The organism is Nosocomiicoccus ampullae, from assembly GCF_001696685.1.
Taxonomy (GTDB): Bacteria; Bacillota; Bacilli; order Staphylococcales; family Salinicoccaceae; genus Nosocomiicoccus; species Nosocomiicoccus ampullae_A.
In genome coordinates this window covers 195,633-212,904 of the sequence record NZ_MBFG01000001.1, presented here as the reverse complement: position 1 = coordinate 212,904, position 17,272 = coordinate 195,633, and the positions used below count along the sequence as shown (strand labels likewise).

Below are 17,272 nucleotides of genomic sequence, written 5' to 3'. Positions count from 1 at the left end.
AAATAAAATCATAATTTCACTTTTAAGTATTCATATATTTTATCGACATCTAAATCGATCTGTGTATATTTAACACCTGTCTTATCGAGTAATTCAATTGCATACGGGTGGTTTTTATACGACTCTCTATAATAAATGTTTTTAATACCTGCTTGAATTAATGCTTTTGTACAATGTATACATGGGAAGTGTGTTACGTATATCGACGCATTCTCTGTCGATACTCCGTTTTTAGAACATTGAAGTAACGCGTTAACTTCTGCGTGAATCGTACGAATGCAGTGACCATCTTCTAAATAACAACCGACGTCTATACAGTGATCTTCTCCACTTACTGAACCGTTATACCCACCAGCAATAATACGGTTATCTTTAACAATTGTAGCCCCTACGCTTAAGCGTTCACACGTTGAACGTAGTGCGAGTAACATCGCCTGAGCCATAAAATATTCGTGCCAATTGATACGCTCCACAGTTTCACCCCTAAATTTCTATATCATTTTCTAAGTTTTCAAACGTTTTTTGACCAATACCAGGTATGTTCATTAAATCTTCTTTCTTTTCAAACAAACCATTCTCTTCACGATAATTAATAATCGTTTCAGCTTTCTTTGCACCGATTCCATTTAACGTCATCAGTTCGTCTTTACTCGCTTTATTTATGTTGACGATATGGCTACTTGAAGTTTCACGCTCTGTTTCGATTATTTCACCTTTTGCTGGTACATAAATGCTCATTTCATCTCTTAACTTTTCTGATTGATTAATTTGGTTTAAGTCTGCAGAGTCAAGTGGTTCACCGAGTAATATAATGTCTTTAACTCTCGCGTCCTTTGGCATTTCATATACATTTGGATGCTTAACAGCACCTTTTATTTCAACAAATATTGAGTTTAGACTCATAGTATCTACTTCTTCTTCGACTTGTGCATGTACACTATTATCTACTTCTACAGGTGTTGTATATTCAAAATCATCTGTCGTTTTAAAAAATAAAATAAACATGACGACTGCTATAATACCTAGTGCAGCAGTAGAAATAATCGTTTTATATTTAAAAAATAATTCAGTCATAAGACACCTCTTTATATACATATGCTGTCAAAAGCTGAATTATCTTTTTTTATTTTTTTACGATGTAAAAAGTGCGTTCTGAATAGTCTCGAATAGTTCCATTAGAATCGAAATCACTAAACGATTTTACTAATTTAAAATTCAGTGCCTGTAATACATTTAACACAGTATCATGAGTAAATGTTCGTTGATAATGAGATTCAAAATATCTTTCATATAAATCATCTTCATTTTTAATAAAAAACGTTAGCTCATGATGAAGAGACAAATCATCATCTTTTACTGTATTCCAAATATAGACGAAATCATCACTTTCATCCGTAAACATTTCGCCTTCAATCATCGCATTTACTTTACTCTCACTATGAATATCAAAAATAAAGACTCCGTCGTCATTTAAATGTTCGTATACATTTAGAAGAACGCGTTTAAATGAATCTAAGTCTTCGACATAATTTAAGACGTCGACTGTCGCGATTACCAAATCAAATGATTCATTTAGCTTAAAATTTTTCATATCATTAACAAAATATTGACTAGAGCCATCATTTCTCGTGGCGATTTCAATCATCGTTTCAGAATTATCGATCCCTATCTTTTTAGATGCAGTTAACTGTTTTAAAATTTCACCTGTACCACATCCAACATCTAGAATTGACGTGTTTTTGTTAAATGGTTCTATAATATCAATCCATAAACTGTATGGGATGTCATAATTCATAGCTTCGTATAAATAGCTAAACGCCTCATACTTAGAGCTCAACCGCTTCACCATCATAATATAGACGCTCTAAATTATAGTACTCACGCTCTACTTTTGTAAAGATATGTGCGATAACATCTCCTAAATCGACTAGAATCCATTTACCTTCTCGCGATCCTTCAACCGAAACTTGGAGGTCGTTATCTTCTGCAAGTGCTTCTAAAGCACCTGCAATTGCTTTTACTTGACGGTCTGATGATCCGTGACAAATGAATACGTAATCCGCAATTGTACTCGATTCTCTAACATCAAATACTCGAATATCTTCCGCACGTTTACCATCGACTGCATCAATTGCTAAATCTAATAATGTTTTACTTTCCAAAGTATCCATCCTTTTTAATTATAATAGTTATAACACTTAAACGTTTCACTATATATTTTTACACCTTGTTCTGCTAAATAACAGATATTTCTTCTCGTAATTTCAAATACCGCACGTTCTAAATCGTGATCGTTATATACGATATCTCTAATGTCTTCAACACCAGGTGTTGTTCGAGCGGGTTCAATATAATCTGCGACAAAAATAATTTTTTCAACTAAATTCATGTCTGCACGACCAGACGTATGATTTTTAATAGCGAGAAGAATTTCTTCATCGTGAATATTAAACTCTTTTTCCATTAAAAATGCTGCGATAGGTCCATGTAAAATCGCACTCGTGTATAGTTGTAGTTCGTCATCTAAACTATTCTCTTTAACGATTTCATGCATATCATTTAAGTCGTCATACTTACAGTAATCATGTAAAAGACCAGCAATATGACATTTCTTTTCATCTGCTTTAAACAATCGTGCCATTAAAACGGCCGTTTCAGCAACACGCAAGGAATGTGCGAATCGCTTTTCAGGCAACTTTTCTTGTACGAGTTGTTTTGCTTCAAGCTCATTCATATAGCTCGTGCTCCTTAATATAATCATATACGTCCTTATGAACGAGATGACTATAATAATCGTCATTTCCGATACGTTTACGTATTTCGCTAGAACTCACTTCAATTATAGGTACTGTTGCTGTTAGAAATGGTGCAGTAATATTTGTCTCTTCCATCGTACGTTTTAATACAATAAACTGCGCAATTTCAAGTAGTTCCTCGTGCTTATACCATCTATCAAATACGTGAAACTGATCTTCTCCCATAATAAAATAGAGTGTATCATTCGGGAACTTTTCTTTTAAATAACACATCGTATCATACGTATAGCTTTTACCTTTATGTTCAAGTTCGAACATGTCAATAGAAATAAAGTCTAAATCTTTAGTCGCACGTTCAATCATTTTTAAGCGGTCCGATTCATGAATCGGACGGTCCGCTTTATGTGGTGATTGAAATGCTGGGACGATGATTACTTCATCTAAATCAAAATGACGTTTTGCTTCAACGATTAAATGAGTATGCCCGATATGAATCGGGTCTAGTGTCCCACCAAACACTCCGATTTTTCTCATGGTAATTGAATCGTCTTCTCTTCTTTGTTTTCTTTATACAAAACGATAATACTTCCGATAATTTGAACTAAATGACTGTCTGTACCAGACGCTAATTTCTCAGCGATCTCTTTTTTGTCGTACGGACAGTTTTGAAGTATAGAAATTTTTAATAGTTCATGACTATTAAAGTAATCGGAAATTTGATCGTTGAATTCATCAGTTACACCTAATTTACCGACTTGAAAGACCGGTTTTAAATCATGTGCAAGTTTTCTTAAATATCTTTTTTGTTTACCAGTTAATGTCATCCATTATTCTCCTTTAAATACGTTCGCAATACTGACTTTACTTCTTCTCTATCTCCTACTTTTCCTGTCCATATTTCATATGACATCATCGCTTGATTTACGAGCATATCAAGCCCATTAAATGACGTTTTAAAATATGACATAAAAGGAGTGACTGCAGGATTATAGATTAAATCATAACCTACTGTACTTTCTATATTGGTCAGTTGATTTAGTTTAAACGTTTGAAAAGCATCTTCACTCTTTAAACCGAGTGGTGTTGCATTTATAACAATATCAAACGCCCCACCTTCAAACTCATCAATTGTTAACGCTGTAAAATCATGAGTTCTAAAACTTTGAAAACTTTCTTTACGGCGCGTAACAATTGTCACTTTAGAACCGAGCTCAAGGTGTGCAAGACACACTGCTTTTGACGCACCACCCGCACCTAGTATTAAAACGTTATCGTGTTTAATATCGTTGTCAATAATCGTTTGTTTATATCCAGATACATCTGTATTATACCCGTATAATTTATGATCTATTCGTTTAACTGTATTTACTGCGTAAATTTCCTTCGCATGACCATCTATCTCATCTAGATATTGGATAATTTCTTCTTTATGAGGTACCGTCACGTTTATGCCTAAAAGATTTTCTTTTTTCATAATTGCATCAATATTTTTTAGTTGCTCAGGTGTAATTTCTAATTTACCGTAGTTTAATGGATCATCGTTCTTTTTAAAATTAGTATTATGAATCAGTGGTGAATACGTATGATGTATTGGATAACCAATGACTGCATAGTTCATTTTACTTATCCTTAAATACCGTATGGCGTGCAATCACTTTTACACCTTTAGGTACTGTAACGTTTACTGTGATATCTTTATCCACTGTTATAAAACATAATCCACTAATTAAAATATCACTACGAACGTCTGTTTTAAATGTATATGTCTCACTATTATCAAGTAAAATAGGAGACTCTAATTCTGGTGGTGCAAGTAATCCATTGTAATGCTTACGATAAAATTCTTTCGCATTATCTAGTTTCGTACGATGAACGACAAGCTTATCACTACGATATATTGTAAAACTAGAGCGATTACCTGTTACAAAATCAATTTGTGCCAAGTTTGAAACAAATAAAGTTTGTCCTTCGTCTAATTGATATGTGAGTGGCTTAATTTCTTTTTTAGGCATAATATGTTTTACGTCGTCTAGATATAACACCGTACTCATCGCGCTTTTTGCAATAACTCCAGGAGTATCATACATAAACTGATTACTTCCAAGAGGTATATCGATCATACCAAGTGTCGTTCCAGGGATATTAGACGTCGTAATCACTTCTTTTTCACCTGTTGTTGCTTCTATTAATTTATTAATTAACGTAGATTTACCAACGTTTGTCGTACCAACTACATATACATCTTTACCTACGCTATATTGATTGATTTGTTCGATCAAATCATCTAATCCAAAACCTTTTGCACCTGAAACAACGACTGTTTCATTGGCAATAATTCCTTCATCTGCAAGCATCTTTTTAAGGCGATTCAATAAACGACTCACATTAGTAGATTTAGGAAGAAGATCAATTTTATTTACCGCAACGATAATTTTCTTATTTCCAACGATACGGTTAAACGATGGAATAATACTACCTTCAAAGTCAAACACGTCGATCACTTTAACGATAACTCCGTCTTTTTCATAAATCGAGTTTAACATCGTCATAAATTCACCAGATTCAATGTTGACGTCAGGTGTCTCATTATAATTTTTTAAACGAAAGCAACGTCTACAAATGACGTCTTCTTCGTGAATACGACTTTTTGGTACAAACCCGCTTTCATTTTCATCTTCAGACTGTAGTACTGCGCCGCAGCCGATACATTTATATTCAGTCATTTAATAGTTCCTCCAATTTAGTAAGTCCTCATCAGCTATCCATTTCATAATACGTCGTTCCATACGGCGGTTAAACTTCGTAACAAAAGCGTCTTTCTCTTTTACAGGTAACACTAAAATACTATCGATTCCAGTTCTATTGGCACCGAGTACGTCTGTCATCACTTGGTCTCCAATCATTACAACTGCTTTCTTCTTCACACCGAGCTCTGTAATTCCTTTATGGAAGCCTCGCATTGCTGGTTTTCTCGCTGTATGAATGTACTTCAAATCTGAGTCTTTACAAAAGCGTTCGACCCTATTTTTTCTTCCGTTAGATAGAATAAGAACTTGAATACCGTCTTCTTGTAACGTTTCTATCCATTCGATGACTTCATCGTTAATATCTGGATCATCAAAAGCGACGAGTGTATTGTCTAAGTCAATCATCACTGCAGTTTTGTCATGTGATTTTAAATAATCAGATGTAATGTCAGTAAAACGATTGACGTAATCACTTGGCAAAAAATAATCTTTTAACACAGTTTTCATATCATTAACCTCTTAATTTTTAAAAATAAAAAGCGCCCAAAAAAGGCGCCGTCTCAATTACTCTTCAATTCCTTGTGTGTGTTCAACTTCAGTTTCTTTATAAATAAAGAAACCAACAATTGTAGTTACAATTAAGGCAAAAACCATAAGAAATAGCATTACTTTACCCCTCCGAATCACAGTTTCTCTAATACTAATTTTACCGTGTTAGATGAGTGAATACAAGCTTTTCTAAGAAACTCATCATAGTTCATATCCGCTGAACCATCTGCTTTGTCACTCATCGAACGTAATATTAAATACGGTGTTTTAAATTGATAACACGTTTGTGCAATCGCAGCAGATTCCATATCGACTGCTTTTGCATTACTGAACGCATTTAAAATCGTTTGTTTTTTATCATCTGTGTCGATAAATTGATCGCCACTAACGACTTCACCGACTGTATAGTTAATTTCATTGTATTCATTAAGTGCAAGTTTCGTAGCTTCTATAAAGCGCGTATCTGCTTCAAAGTTGAGTGGCATTGATGGTACTTGCCCTATTTCATAACCAAATGTTGTCGCTTCAACATCGTGGTGCGCAGTATGACTGCTTATGACCATATCTAAAATATCGAGTTCTTCAGCTAAACTACCAGCAACACCAGTATTAATGATCATATCTACGTTAAAAGTTTGTATTAATAACGCTGTAATAATCGATGCATTTACTTTACCGATCCCACTTTCAACGAGAACGATATTTTTATCTTGTAACGTACCTTCATAAAACTCAACGTGAGCAATATTAACAGTACGTGTAATGTCCATGTCATTTTTTAATATCTCTACTTCCGGTTGCATTGCTCCAATAATACCAATTGTATTAGTCAATTTTAACGATTTTCACTTTCATTTCGTTACCGTTTGGAAGTGGTACGTTTACTTCATCGTTTAATTTTGAGCCGATTAATGCGCCCGCAATCGGAGACTCATTTGAAATTTTACCTTCAAATGGATCTGCCTCTGCAGAACCGACGATTTTATAAGATTCTTCAGGTCCATTTGGTAACTCTTTAAATGTTACTGTTTTACCAATTTGAACTTCTGTATTATCGACGTTTTCTTCGATAATTTTAGCGTAACGAATCATCTCTTCAATTTTAGAGATTTCTTGCTCTACGAAACCTTGTTCATCTTTTGCTGCATCGTACTCAGAGTTCTCAGAAAGGTCTCCAAAACTACGTGCAACTTTAATCTTTTCAACGACTTCAGGTCGTTTTACTGTTTTTAAATGATCGAGTTCTTCTTGAAGTTTGTCAAATCCTTCTTGTGTCATTGGGTATTCTTTATTATTTAAATCCATGTTTTCACTCCGTTATTTACTTATAATTAATAGTCCATCGCCGACATTTAAAAATGACGCTGACGGATAGTTTTCATAAATGTATTCGTTAAATTGACGTACTTTATCACGTAGTTTAATTTTGTTTTTACTATGTAGATTCTCTTCTACAATTTGACCACGTAATAATATATTATCGACAACGATAATACCATCATCCGTAAGTAGTGGACTGTACTTTTCAAAGAAGAGCTTATTGTTACCTTTCGATGCATCGATAAAAAGCAAATCAAATGTATCTTCTAATTCGACTTCTTTTGCATCACCGAGTATACCATTCACTCTTTCACTTACACCGTGTTTTAAAAAGTTTTCTTTTGAAATGTCATATGAAGCTTCATCTTTCTCAATCGTCGTTAATGTAATATCTTTGTTGACACTGAGCATATGGAGTCCACTATATCCGATTGCTGTTCCGATCTCTAATATTTTTTTACGACGTGTTAATTGAATGAGTTGTTTTAATACAGTCAGTGCATCGCTATCGATAATTGGTACACGATTATTTACAGCGTACTCATAAACGTCTTGAAACGACTCAGTTTTTGTGTTCAATTGTTTTAAATATTCTTCTATAGTCATGTTTTCACCACAAAAATATACAACCGGCAAATCAATGCCAGTTGTAGATATTAGTTAGATATTAACATAAAGTTTTAAAAAGAGAAAGCGAAATCAGTCACCTTCTATATACTTTTCACGATTCTCTTGGTGTTCTTCATATGTTTCAGCGAAATGGTTAACTCCATCCTTATCAGCTAAGAAGTAGTAGTAATTCGTATTCGCTGGATTTAATACACTTTGAACGGACTCAGTTCCAGGTGCACCGATTGGCCCTGGTGTTAATCCTTTATGAATATATGTGTTAAACGGGTCATCGACTTCTAAGTCTTCGTATAAGACGACTTCTTTATGAATGCCTTTTGCGTATAAAACAGTCGGGTCCGTTTGAAGAGGCATCGATGGATTTTCAGCCATTCTGTTTAAAAACACACTCGTAATTTTAGCGCGATCAGCTAAACTCGTCGCTTCTTTTTCTACAAGTGAAGAGAATGTTAAGAATTCATGGAATGATAACTCTTCATTTTCTCCTTCATAGTTCACAGTGTATGTGACAGATTTATATAAGTTAAACGTATTACTTCGCGTGGCGTTTAACATTTGACGCACTAACTTATCTAAATCCGGCTGCTCTTCAGTGATATCGTAAGTCGCTGGATATAAGTACCCTTCGAGCGGATATTTAATATCTTCATCAAATATTTCATCCGTTAACATGTCTTTATAATCTTTTTGCAACTCTTTTAAATATTCTTTGTCTTGAACTAAGTTTATAAACTCATCTTTTTCAACTGGAAGTACTTCTTGTACGAGATCTCCAATTTCATCGACAGTATACCCTTCAGGCACTGTTAATTTATAATGCACCTCTTCGTACAACACACCTGTTTCTAATGTTTTTGCAATTGTTTCATAATCCATAGAAGGCGAAAGTTCAAATTCTCCCGCTTGATAGTTTGAAATGCTATTAAGTCTTAAGTAAAGTTTAAAAAACTTACTGTTTTTAATAATCCCTTTCTCTTCTAACATATTACTAATATCAGTCGATGAAGAACCTGCTGGAACTTCAACTCGTACGACCTCGGTTGAATCTTTGTCTAACGGCTTCATACCTTGCTTAATGTAAAACACGCCAAACAATGCTCCTAAAACGAGCATTGCAATAATCGCAAGGACGATGATTACCGAAACATAAGATGATACGTTTTTTGAGAATCTTAAATCATCATTGTTTGTCATAATTTCTCCTTATTTTTAAAAATTGCTCCCGAATTCACGGAAGCAATTATAATTATTCTTCAATATCGTCAAAGTTTGTGTTTACGATTTCTTCAATCATGTCCCACTCTTCATCAGATTCAACTGGTGCAAAGCGGTAATTTTCACCATCGTCTAAAGGTTCAGCAATCATAGGAATTAATTCGATTTGCTCGTCATCATCTTCAGAGTTATAGTTGCTTTCTTCTGCAACAATTACGTATGTTTTGTCAAATCCTGGATGATGAAACTCCATTAATTTTCTGTAAAGTGTTTCATTACCTTCTTCATCGACAAGCGTCATTAACTCATCATCTGTGTTTAATTCAAATTCATTTGACATTAATATTCTCCTTTAATTAAATCGGTCTAAGTACCCTTGTAATATAAATACTGCAGCCATTTTATCGATCACTTTACTACGTTTTTTCCTCGATAAATCCGCTTCAAGAAGCGTGCGTTCTGCGGCCATCGTACTGAGTCGTTCATCCCACAATTCAACTTGAATTGTCGGAAACTTTTCTTTTAAAAGTTCAGAAAAATGAATCGAACGTTCGCCACTTTCACCGACTGAGTTATTCATGTGCTTCGGTAAACCGACGACAATCGTCGTAATATTTTCATCTTTAATAATTTTTGCTAGATCATTTAGACCAAAATCATTTTGTGCCGTATCGACCTTTAAAGTTGTTAACCCTTGTGCTGTCCAGCCTAAACTATCACTCACTGCAACACCAATCGTTTTAGTACCTACATCTAACCCAAGTGTTTTACTCATTGAGTTCACGTGTAATATAACTTTTCACGAGCACTTCCATAATCTCGTCACGTTCAATATGACGAATTTGGTTTCTCGCTTCGTTATGGCGCGGAATAAATGCCGGGTCACCACTTTGTAGATATCCTACAATTTGGTTTACAGGATTGTAGCCGCGTTCTTCAAGTGTTTTATATACATTCGAAAGGACGTTCTTGATATTCTCATTTTGTGCTTCTTCAATGTTAAACTTCATTGTCTTATTTAAATTATCCATGCAGTAACACTCCTCGACTACTTAAGTTAGATAGTGTTAGTATAACAAATTATTATATTATTAAAAACCATTTAGATAATCTTTAACGATTTGTAAAGCTTCTGACATATTTTCAGTGTTCGTTCCGCCACCTTGTGCCATGTCCGGGCGACCGCCACCTCTACCGTCAACTACTTCAGCCATTTGTTTCATAATATCTCCAGCTTTTACGACTGATGTTTTATCTTTAGGCACCGTAACGATCATCGATACTTTACCGTCAACATTTGAAATGAGTGCGATAATGCTTTCTTGGTTTTTAGATTTAATGACATCCATCGTCTCACGTAGTTCTTTCACACTATCTACTGAAACTTCTGTCGCGATTAAATTAAATCCGTTAATGTCGAACGTTGCATCTGTTAAATCAGATAATGCATCTTTTTGAAGTTCTGATTTTAATGACTTTACTTCTTTCTCTAGTTGCTTCTTATCTTCAATTAATTGTTCAAGTTTAGAAATTGTATTTCCTGATTTTACTTTTAAGTGCGTATTTACGTCTTCAAGTACGTTGTCTTTATCTTCATAATATTCAACCGCATATTTTGAAGTGACCGCTTCGATACGCCTTACACCAGCACCAATTCCACTTTCTGAAATGATTTTAAAGAGTCCAATTTCTGATGTGTTTCTAACGTGGACACCACCACATAATTCAACGGAATACTGATCGATATCAACAACTCTAACAATATCTCCATACTTTTCACCGAATAATGCCATTGCCCCTTTACGTTTTGCGTCTTCAATTGGCATCTCGTTAATGTCTACGTAAAGTGAATCAAAGATTTTTTCGTTTACGATACGTTCAATCTCTTTTACTTCTTCTTTTTTAAGACCTTCAAGATGTGTAAAGTCAAAGCGTAGACGTTCTTTTTCAACGAGTGAACCTGCTTGATTCGCATGCTCTCCAACGACGTCTTTTAATGCTTGGTGTAGTAAATGTGTTGCTGTATGGTTTTTAATGATAAAGTTACGGCTTTCACGATCCACTGTTAACTCATATGTTTCACCTGTTGTTATGACTCCTTCAGTAACAGTTACTGTATGGATGTTTTGTCCGTTTGGTCCTTTATATACATTTTTAACTTCCATTGTACCGTGTTCATTTTTAATGACACCGATGTCTGCAACTTGTCCACCACTCACTGCATAAAACGGTGTTTTATCAAAAATTACGTCGACGTCATTACTTCCGTCATAATGATTGACAACTTCATCATTTGAAACGATGTAAAGCAGTTCAGCAGTTTCATTTAAGTGAGTATACCCTGTAAAGATACTCTCCTTATCTAATTTCTGGTACGTTTCTGATTGTACGTTCATCGATTCAGAAGATTTTCGCGCAGCGCGTGCACGTTCTCTTTGTCGTTCCATCTCTTCTTTAAAACCATCAAGATCAACAGCAAGTCCGTCTTCTTCTGCGTACTCTACTGTCATTTCAACAGGAAATCCAAAAGTATCATATAGTTTAAATGCATCTTTACCACTAATTACTTCATCTTCTTTTAATGCTTTTTCTTTAACTGTACGGTAAATTTCAATACCTTCGTCAAGCGTTTGTAAAAATCTCGATTCTTCTTGTTGAATTACTTTTTTAATAAAGTCTTTATTTTCACCAATTTCTTTATAGAACGCGTTCATAACGTCGTCTACGACGTCAACTAATTTATATAAGAACGTTTCGTTAATCCCGAGTTCTTTTGCGTAACGCGTTGCACGACGAATGAGTCTTCTAAGCACGTATCCACGTCCCTCGTTGCCAGGTAACGCACCGTCACCAATCGCAAATGCAACTGTACGGATATGATCACTAATAACTTTAAACGCAACGTCATCCTTATCGTTATCACGATAAGTTTTACGAGAAGCTTTCTCGATTTCATTAATAATCGGAATAAATACGTCCGTATCAAAGTTTGTTGGTACGTTTTGGATTACGCTCGATAATCTTTCAAGCCCGAGCCCTGTATCAATGTTTTGACTTGGAAGTGGCGTATATGAATGATCGCTATTATGGTTAAATTCAGAGAATACTAAGTTCCAAATTTCTAAGTAACGTTCGTTTTCTCCACCTGGATACATTTCTTCTCTTGGTGTATCTCCTTCATATGATTCCCCACGGTCGTAGAATATTTCAGAGTTTGGTCCACATGGCCCTTCACCGATATCCCAGAAGTTTCCTTCAATACGGATAATTCGGCTTTCTTCAATACCAATTTTATCTTTCCAAATATGATATGACTCATCATCTTCAGGGTGAATCGTCACGTATAATTTATCTACTTCAAAGTTTAACCATTGATCACTCGTTAAAAATTCCCAAGCAAATTCAATTGCTTCCTCTTTAAAATAGTCACCGATTGAAAAGTTACCAAGCATTTCAAAGAACGTATGGTGTCTCGCTGTAAAACCGACATTTTCAATATCATTCGTACGAATCGACTTTTGCGCGTTTACAATTCTTGGGTTGTTTGGCTTTTCAGTTCCATCAAAATACTTCTTTAACGTTGCCACACCTGAGTTGATCCACAGTAACGTGTCGTCGTTAACTGGTACTAAGCTTCTACTCGGTTCAATGTTGTGTCCTTTTGTTTCGAAAAAGTCTAAAAACATTTGACGTAGTTCGTTTGTTGAGATTTGTTTCATTTTAATTCCTCCTAAAATAAAAAATAGAATTCGCCCTTATTAAAAAGGGGCGAATTCTATCCGCGGTACCACCCAAATTATGAATGTTATTCATCACTTTAAGTATATAGTTGTGTGCACAAAGATCGATGCATTGCTCTCATCTACCGCAACGTTTCTGTATTTTCATCGAATAAAATAGTTCTAATATCAGTATAATTATAAAAATCATACGTCTTAAAGTCAATTGAAATCATATGGTGAAACACCTGACATGTTAATCATCGGGTCGATTCTTTTTTGCATGATTAATTCCATCGTTAACATATGATTATCTGTTTCTTCAATTGTCTCTTTTATATCTGTTTGTTTAAACATTTCTTTTAAATACGTTTTTAACATCGTTTGACGTTCGATACCTTCTTGGTTAATTGCATGGATAAAGGAATCTGGTTCACCGCATAAGACGAGGGATTCTTTTGCGCGCGTAATACCAGTATAAATAATATTCTTTTGTAACATATGATAATACTGTCTGACGATTGGCATAATGACAATTCGGTATTCACTACCTTGTGCTTTATGGATACTCGTACAATATGCGTGAGACAACTCTGAGTAATCTTTACGTTCATATACGATTTCTTGACCTAAAAAGTCTACCGTAATCGATTCTTTTGTGCCCGTTTTATCGTCTCGATATGTAATTTCTGTAATGATTCCACTGTCACCGTTAAACACATTATCTTCACGACGATTTTCAAGTTGAATGACTTTATCGTTTTCTCTATATATCTTATCTCCGAACTCGACTTCTTTTTTGTCTTCACTTGGAGGATTTAATACTTTTTGAATCGTTTGATTTAACACATTTATACCGGCAGGTCCTCTATAAATCGGTGCAAGCACTTGAACATCTTGCATCGTATACCCCTTTTTAACCGCACCCTTTACGACGATGTCAACAATATTTATAATGCCACTCGCGTCCGTTTGGAAAAAAGTACGATCTGGATGTCTCTCTAAAATATTTACTGGCAAGTTATTGTTAATTTGATACGCAAGTTGGATAATCGACGACGATTCCATTTGCCTGTATATCTTTTTTAAAATTGTCACAGGCACAGATTGTGATTCTATTAAATCTTTAAACACTGTTCCAGGACCGACTGACGGTAACTGAGCATCATCTCCAACGAAGACGATTTGCGTTTCTGGCAATACGTTTTTAATAAACTGATAAAACAACCACGTATCGACCATCGACATCTCATCGACGATTATTAAATCTGCATCGATAATATTGTCTAATATATCTGTCTCTTCAGTATCACGACCATATCCAATTAACCGGTGAATTGTCGACGCGCCTATACCTGTTGCGTCTTTCATTCGTTTTGCTGCACGTCCTGTTGGTGCGGCAAGCTTTATTGGATACTCTTCACCTTCAAAGTCGATAAACTTATCTATATTATGTAGGATTCTATACACCTCAATAATCCCTGAAACAATTGTTGTTTTACCTGTCCCTGGTCCACCTGTTACGACAGATATCGGATTAAGAATCGCATGCTTTATTGCTTTTTGTTGTTCATCATTAAATGTAATTTCTAGTGACTTCTCGACTTGTGAAATCACTGTTTCAATACGTGAATGACTATACGATTCTACTTTTAGTTGACTAAGTCCATAAACTTTTTCAGCAGATTTACGTTCGCTAATAAAAAACAATTTTAACGTCACTTTATTGTCTCTTATTACTAATTCATCTTTTTCAGCGAGTTCGTCAATACGTTTATGAATGTCAGATGCTGAAAAATAAATCGAACGGTCATTTAACAAATTTAAAGATAAATCGATTAAATCATTTAACTCTACGTAAGTATGACCGACTTCATTTAACTCTGTCTCTAATGCGTATTTAATTCCTGCATCGATTCTTTCGGTTGAATTTGGTTCGATACCTGCTTTAATTGCGATTTCGTCTGCCTTTTTAAATCCGATACCGAATATGTCTTCGACGAGTTTGTATGGATTATTTTGTAGAATATTTAATATGTCTTCTTTATATGTATCGATAATTTTCGCGCGTTTTGATGGTGCAATACCAAGCTCAATCATCATTAAATCCGCACGTGTCGTCGATTCGTTTTCAACGACTGTTCGGTATATTGTTTCTTTTCGTTCTTTTGTCAGACCATTTACCCGGTCTAAATTCGACTTGCTTTCTAATATGAGTTCTAACGTCTTGTCACCGAGCGTATTTACGATGTTTTCTGCTGTTTTTTGACCGACACCTTTAAATTTTTCACCAGACAAATATTGGATAATTCCTTCTTTTGTCTGTGGGACATTCTTTTTAATTTGCCGTGCACTAAACTGTTTACCAAACCGTGCATGTTCGACAATTTCGCCTGTAAATGTGTACGTTTCATGTTCATCGACATGATGAAAATTCCCAGTGATGATTGTCTCTTCTTTTAATTCTGTGTTCGTTTCATCGATCAAAACACGCATGACGTAGAAGTGATTATCATCATTATGAAATATTATTTTGTCGACTGTTCCAGTAACGAATAAATCATCTTCTATCGTCAATTGTGTCATCATTATCCCTCGTTTATATTTTTTATGCCGTTATGTGCAAGTATATGGTCTGGTTTGATTTGAGTTGCTTTTTCAAAATGTCTTTTTGCTGCATCTTTATCGTCATATTTTGTCCATTTAATAAGTCCTAAGTTATATTCTGCGTCGGCAAAATCGTATTTGTCCGTAATATTCGTGAGTAAAATTTCACCTTGATCAAGTAAACCGAGTTGGCAAAGTGTTAACGCATATTGAAATACGAGTTCATAGTCTTCTTTATCTGCTCTATACATCGCTTCAAAAAACGGAATGGACATACTTAAATTTCCTTCATGGACATGCGTCATCGCGAGTAAATAGTTAATGTCTTTGTCTTCATTAAACGTATCATAAATACTTAAGAGTAGCGTACGTGCATCTCTATATTTCCCTTCATTAAAATACATATTGCCGAGCGTAAAATATGCCGCAGAATTATTTTTATCAAGTTCAATTGCTTTTAGTAAGAAGTTGTTCGCCTCTTCAAGTTTACCGGTGTTATATAGAACCGAACCTCCGTTAATATAGTGCGCCGGATTTGTCGGATCCTCTTCAATAGAATCAAAAATTTTCTTTAACGCTGTTTCATAATCGCCTGCTTGAATAGAATCTTCGTATTTAAAACTCATGCTAAATACTCCAGTTTCTCTTCACCGTTAAACACTTCGTCAATCGTCGCGCCACCAATTACTCTGTCACCGTCATATAATACGACTGCTTGGCCAGGTGTGACTGCGCGCTGTGGTGCTTTAAACGTTACTAAAATTTTATTGTCATCTATCTTTTTAACAGATACGGCACTATCCGCTTGACGATATCTAAACTTCGCATTTGCATCAAATTCGTCAGGCATATCATTAATGAAGTTAACGTCTTCAGCGATAAGACTCGTTGAGTATAATTTCTCATTATGGAATCCAGTAACGACGTATAATTCGTTCTTTTCTAAGTTTTTACCTGCGACAAAGTATGGTCCACCTGGCCCACCAATTCCTAAACCTTGGCGTTGACCGATTGTGTAGTACATAATTCCGTCGTGTTTGCCTTTTTCTTCGCCAGTTTCCATGTCGATTATTTTTCCTGGTTTAGCTGGTAAATAATTTGAAAGGAATGTTTTAAAATCTCTTTCTCCGATAAAACAAATTCCTGTGGAATCTTTTTTATCTTTCGTTGCGAGATCGAATTTATGTGCAAGTGCACGAACTTCTTTTTTATCAATTTCACCTAACGGGAATAGTGTTTTACTTAACTGTTCTTTCGTTAATTGATTTAAAAAGTATGTTTGGTCTTTATTGTCGTCGACACCTTTAAGCATCGTCACTTCACCTTCGTGATTCACTCTCGCATAGTGCCCTGTTGCTACAAAATCTGCACCGAGTTTCATCGCGTGATCTAAAAATGCTTTAAACTTAATTTCTTTATTACACATAACGTCAGGATTTGGTGTACGTCCACGTTTATATTCTTCTAAAAAGTATTCGAATACTCTATTGTAATATTCTTTTTCAAAGTTGACTGAATAATACGGTATGCCGATTTGTTCTGCGACTTTTCTGACGTCTTCATAGTCTACTGTCGCTGTGCAAACACCAAACTCATCCGTATCGTCCCAGTTTTTCATAAATATGCCGATGACGTTATACCCTTCGTCTTTTAACAGTTTCGCTGTTACTGAAGAGTCTACGCCCCCACTCATTCCAACGACGACTGTCGTATCTTCTTTTCTCTTCAT

The 17,272-nt window shown here is 35.1% G+C and carries 21 protein-coding genes; all 21 read right to left on the bottom strand.

Going from position 1 to position 17,272, the window contains the following annotated elements:
• Nucleotides 1-8 precede the first annotated feature (8 nt).
• The 21 genes from BBS29_RS01045 to mnmA all read right to left on the bottom strand — a co-directional run bounded on the left by BBS29_RS01045 (nucleotide 9) and on the right by mnmA (nucleotide 17,272).
• Nucleotides 9-473, bottom strand: coding sequence for a ComE operon protein 2 (locus BBS29_RS01045; protein ID WP_068128236.1), 465 nt, complete (start codon nucleotides 471-473; stop codon nucleotides 9-11).
• A 10-nt stretch (nucleotides 474-483) separates the two neighbouring features.
• Nucleotides 484-1,074, bottom strand: coding sequence for a helix-hairpin-helix domain-containing protein (locus BBS29_RS01040; RefSeq protein ID WP_179853815.1), 591 nt, complete (start codon nucleotides 1,072-1,074; stop codon nucleotides 484-486).
• Between the two features lie 49 nt (nucleotides 1,075-1,123).
• Nucleotides 1,124-1,795: a class I SAM-dependent DNA methyltransferase gene (locus BBS29_RS01035; protein ID WP_218836829.1), complete on the bottom strand. Its 672-nt coding sequence runs from the start codon at nucleotides 1,793-1,795 to the stop codon at nucleotides 1,124-1,126.
• Between the two features lie 31 nt (nucleotides 1,796-1,826).
• Nucleotides 1,827-2,162 carry a ribosome silencing factor gene (gene rsfS, locus BBS29_RS01030; RefSeq protein WP_102167356.1) on the bottom strand — a complete coding sequence of 112 codons (336 nt, stop codon included), beginning with the start codon at nucleotides 2,160-2,162 and terminating at the stop codon, nucleotides 1,827-1,829.
• Nucleotides 2,163-2,176: 14 nt separating this feature from the next.
• On the bottom strand, nucleotides 2,177-2,734 hold the full coding sequence (gene yqeK / locus BBS29_RS01025) for a bis(5'-nucleosyl)-tetraphosphatase (symmetrical) YqeK (protein ID WP_068128230.1): 558 nt from the start codon (nucleotides 2,732-2,734) through the stop codon (nucleotides 2,177-2,179).
• Nucleotides 2,727-3,290, bottom strand: a complete 564-nt coding sequence (nadD, locus tag BBS29_RS01020; RefSeq protein ID WP_068128228.1) for a nicotinate (nicotinamide) nucleotide adenylyltransferase — start codon at nucleotides 3,288-3,290, stop codon at nucleotides 2,727-2,729. The genes yqeK and nadD overlap by 8 nt, the downstream gene beginning before the upstream one ends.
• Nucleotides 3,287-3,580 (bottom strand): ribosome assembly RNA-binding protein YhbY, encoded by a 294-nt coding sequence (yhbY, locus tag BBS29_RS01015; RefSeq protein WP_068128226.1) that lies wholly within the window; start codon nucleotides 3,578-3,580, stop codon nucleotides 3,287-3,289. The genes nadD and yhbY overlap by 4 nt, the downstream gene beginning before the upstream one ends.
• A complete protein-coding gene (gene aroE / locus BBS29_RS01010) occupies nucleotides 3,577-4,374 on the bottom strand; it encodes a shikimate dehydrogenase (protein ID WP_068128224.1) in 798 nt (265 codons plus the stop codon). The genes yhbY and aroE overlap by 4 nt, the downstream gene beginning before the upstream one ends.
• 1 nt (nucleotide 4,375) lies before the next feature.
• The gene (gene yqeH / locus BBS29_RS01005; protein ID WP_068128222.1) at nucleotides 4,376-5,479 is read right to left on the bottom strand and encodes a ribosome biogenesis GTPase YqeH; all 1,104 of its coding nucleotides are present in this window, start codon (nucleotides 5,477-5,479) and stop codon (nucleotides 4,376-4,378) included.
• The gene (locus BBS29_RS01000) at nucleotides 5,480-6,010 is read right to left on the bottom strand and encodes a YqeG family HAD IIIA-type phosphatase (protein WP_068128219.1); all 531 of its coding nucleotides are present in this window, start codon (nucleotides 6,008-6,010) and stop codon (nucleotides 5,480-5,482) included.
• A 176-nt stretch (nucleotides 6,011-6,186) separates the two neighbouring features.
• Nucleotides 6,187-6,885: a 5'-methylthioadenosine/adenosylhomocysteine nucleosidase gene (locus tag BBS29_RS00995; protein ID WP_084778761.1), complete on the bottom strand. Its 699-nt coding sequence runs from the start codon at nucleotides 6,883-6,885 to the stop codon at nucleotides 6,187-6,189.
• A complete protein-coding gene (greA, locus tag BBS29_RS00990) occupies nucleotides 6,878-7,357 on the bottom strand; it encodes a transcription elongation factor GreA (protein ID WP_040928411.1) in 480 nt (159 codons plus the stop codon). Before greA ends, BBS29_RS00995 begins: the two co-directional genes overlap by 8 nt.
• A gap of 12 nt (nucleotides 7,358-7,369) precedes the next feature.
• Complete coding sequence (locus tag BBS29_RS00985; RefSeq protein ID WP_068128217.1) at nucleotides 7,370-7,978, bottom strand: O-methyltransferase; 609 nt, start codon at nucleotides 7,976-7,978, stop codon at nucleotides 7,370-7,372.
• 93 nt (nucleotides 7,979-8,071) lie between these two features.
• The gene (gene mltG, locus BBS29_RS00980; protein ID WP_068128215.1) at nucleotides 8,072-9,196 is read right to left on the bottom strand and encodes an endolytic transglycosylase MltG; all 1,125 of its coding nucleotides are present in this window, start codon (nucleotides 9,194-9,196) and stop codon (nucleotides 8,072-8,074) included.
• A gap of 52 nt (nucleotides 9,197-9,248) precedes the next feature.
• A complete protein-coding gene (locus BBS29_RS00975) occupies nucleotides 9,249-9,557 on the bottom strand; it encodes a DUF1292 domain-containing protein (RefSeq protein ID WP_068128213.1) in 309 nt (102 codons plus the stop codon).
• Between the two features lie 12 nt (nucleotides 9,558-9,569).
• The gene (ruvX, locus tag BBS29_RS00970; protein WP_068128211.1) at nucleotides 9,570-9,992 is read right to left on the bottom strand and encodes a Holliday junction resolvase RuvX; all 423 of its coding nucleotides are present in this window, start codon (nucleotides 9,990-9,992) and stop codon (nucleotides 9,570-9,572) included.
• On the bottom strand, nucleotides 9,985-10,248 hold the full coding sequence (locus BBS29_RS00965) for an IreB family regulatory phosphoprotein (protein WP_040928416.1): 264 nt from the start codon (nucleotides 10,246-10,248) through the stop codon (nucleotides 9,985-9,987). Before BBS29_RS00965 ends, ruvX begins: the two co-directional genes overlap by 8 nt.
• Nucleotides 10,249-10,308: 60 nt before the next feature.
• On the bottom strand, nucleotides 10,309-12,936 hold the full coding sequence (gene alaS / locus BBS29_RS00960; protein ID WP_068128210.1) for an alanine--tRNA ligase: 2,628 nt from the start codon (nucleotides 12,934-12,936) through the stop codon (nucleotides 10,309-10,311).
• Nucleotides 12,937-13,158: 222 nt separating this feature from the next.
• Nucleotides 13,159-15,525, bottom strand: coding sequence for an SF1B family DNA helicase RecD2 (gene recD2, locus BBS29_RS00955; RefSeq protein WP_257009068.1), 2,367 nt, complete (start codon nucleotides 15,523-15,525; stop codon nucleotides 13,159-13,161).
• Nucleotides 15,525-16,169: a tetratricopeptide repeat protein gene (locus tag BBS29_RS00950; RefSeq protein ID WP_068128206.1), complete on the bottom strand. Its 645-nt coding sequence runs from the start codon at nucleotides 16,167-16,169 to the stop codon at nucleotides 15,525-15,527. The genes recD2 and BBS29_RS00950 overlap by 1 nt, the downstream gene beginning before the upstream one ends.
• Complete coding sequence (mnmA, locus tag BBS29_RS00945) at nucleotides 16,166-17,272, bottom strand: tRNA 2-thiouridine(34) synthase MnmA (protein WP_068128203.1); 1,107 nt, start codon at nucleotides 17,270-17,272, stop codon at nucleotides 16,166-16,168. The genes BBS29_RS00950 and mnmA overlap by 4 nt, the downstream gene beginning before the upstream one ends.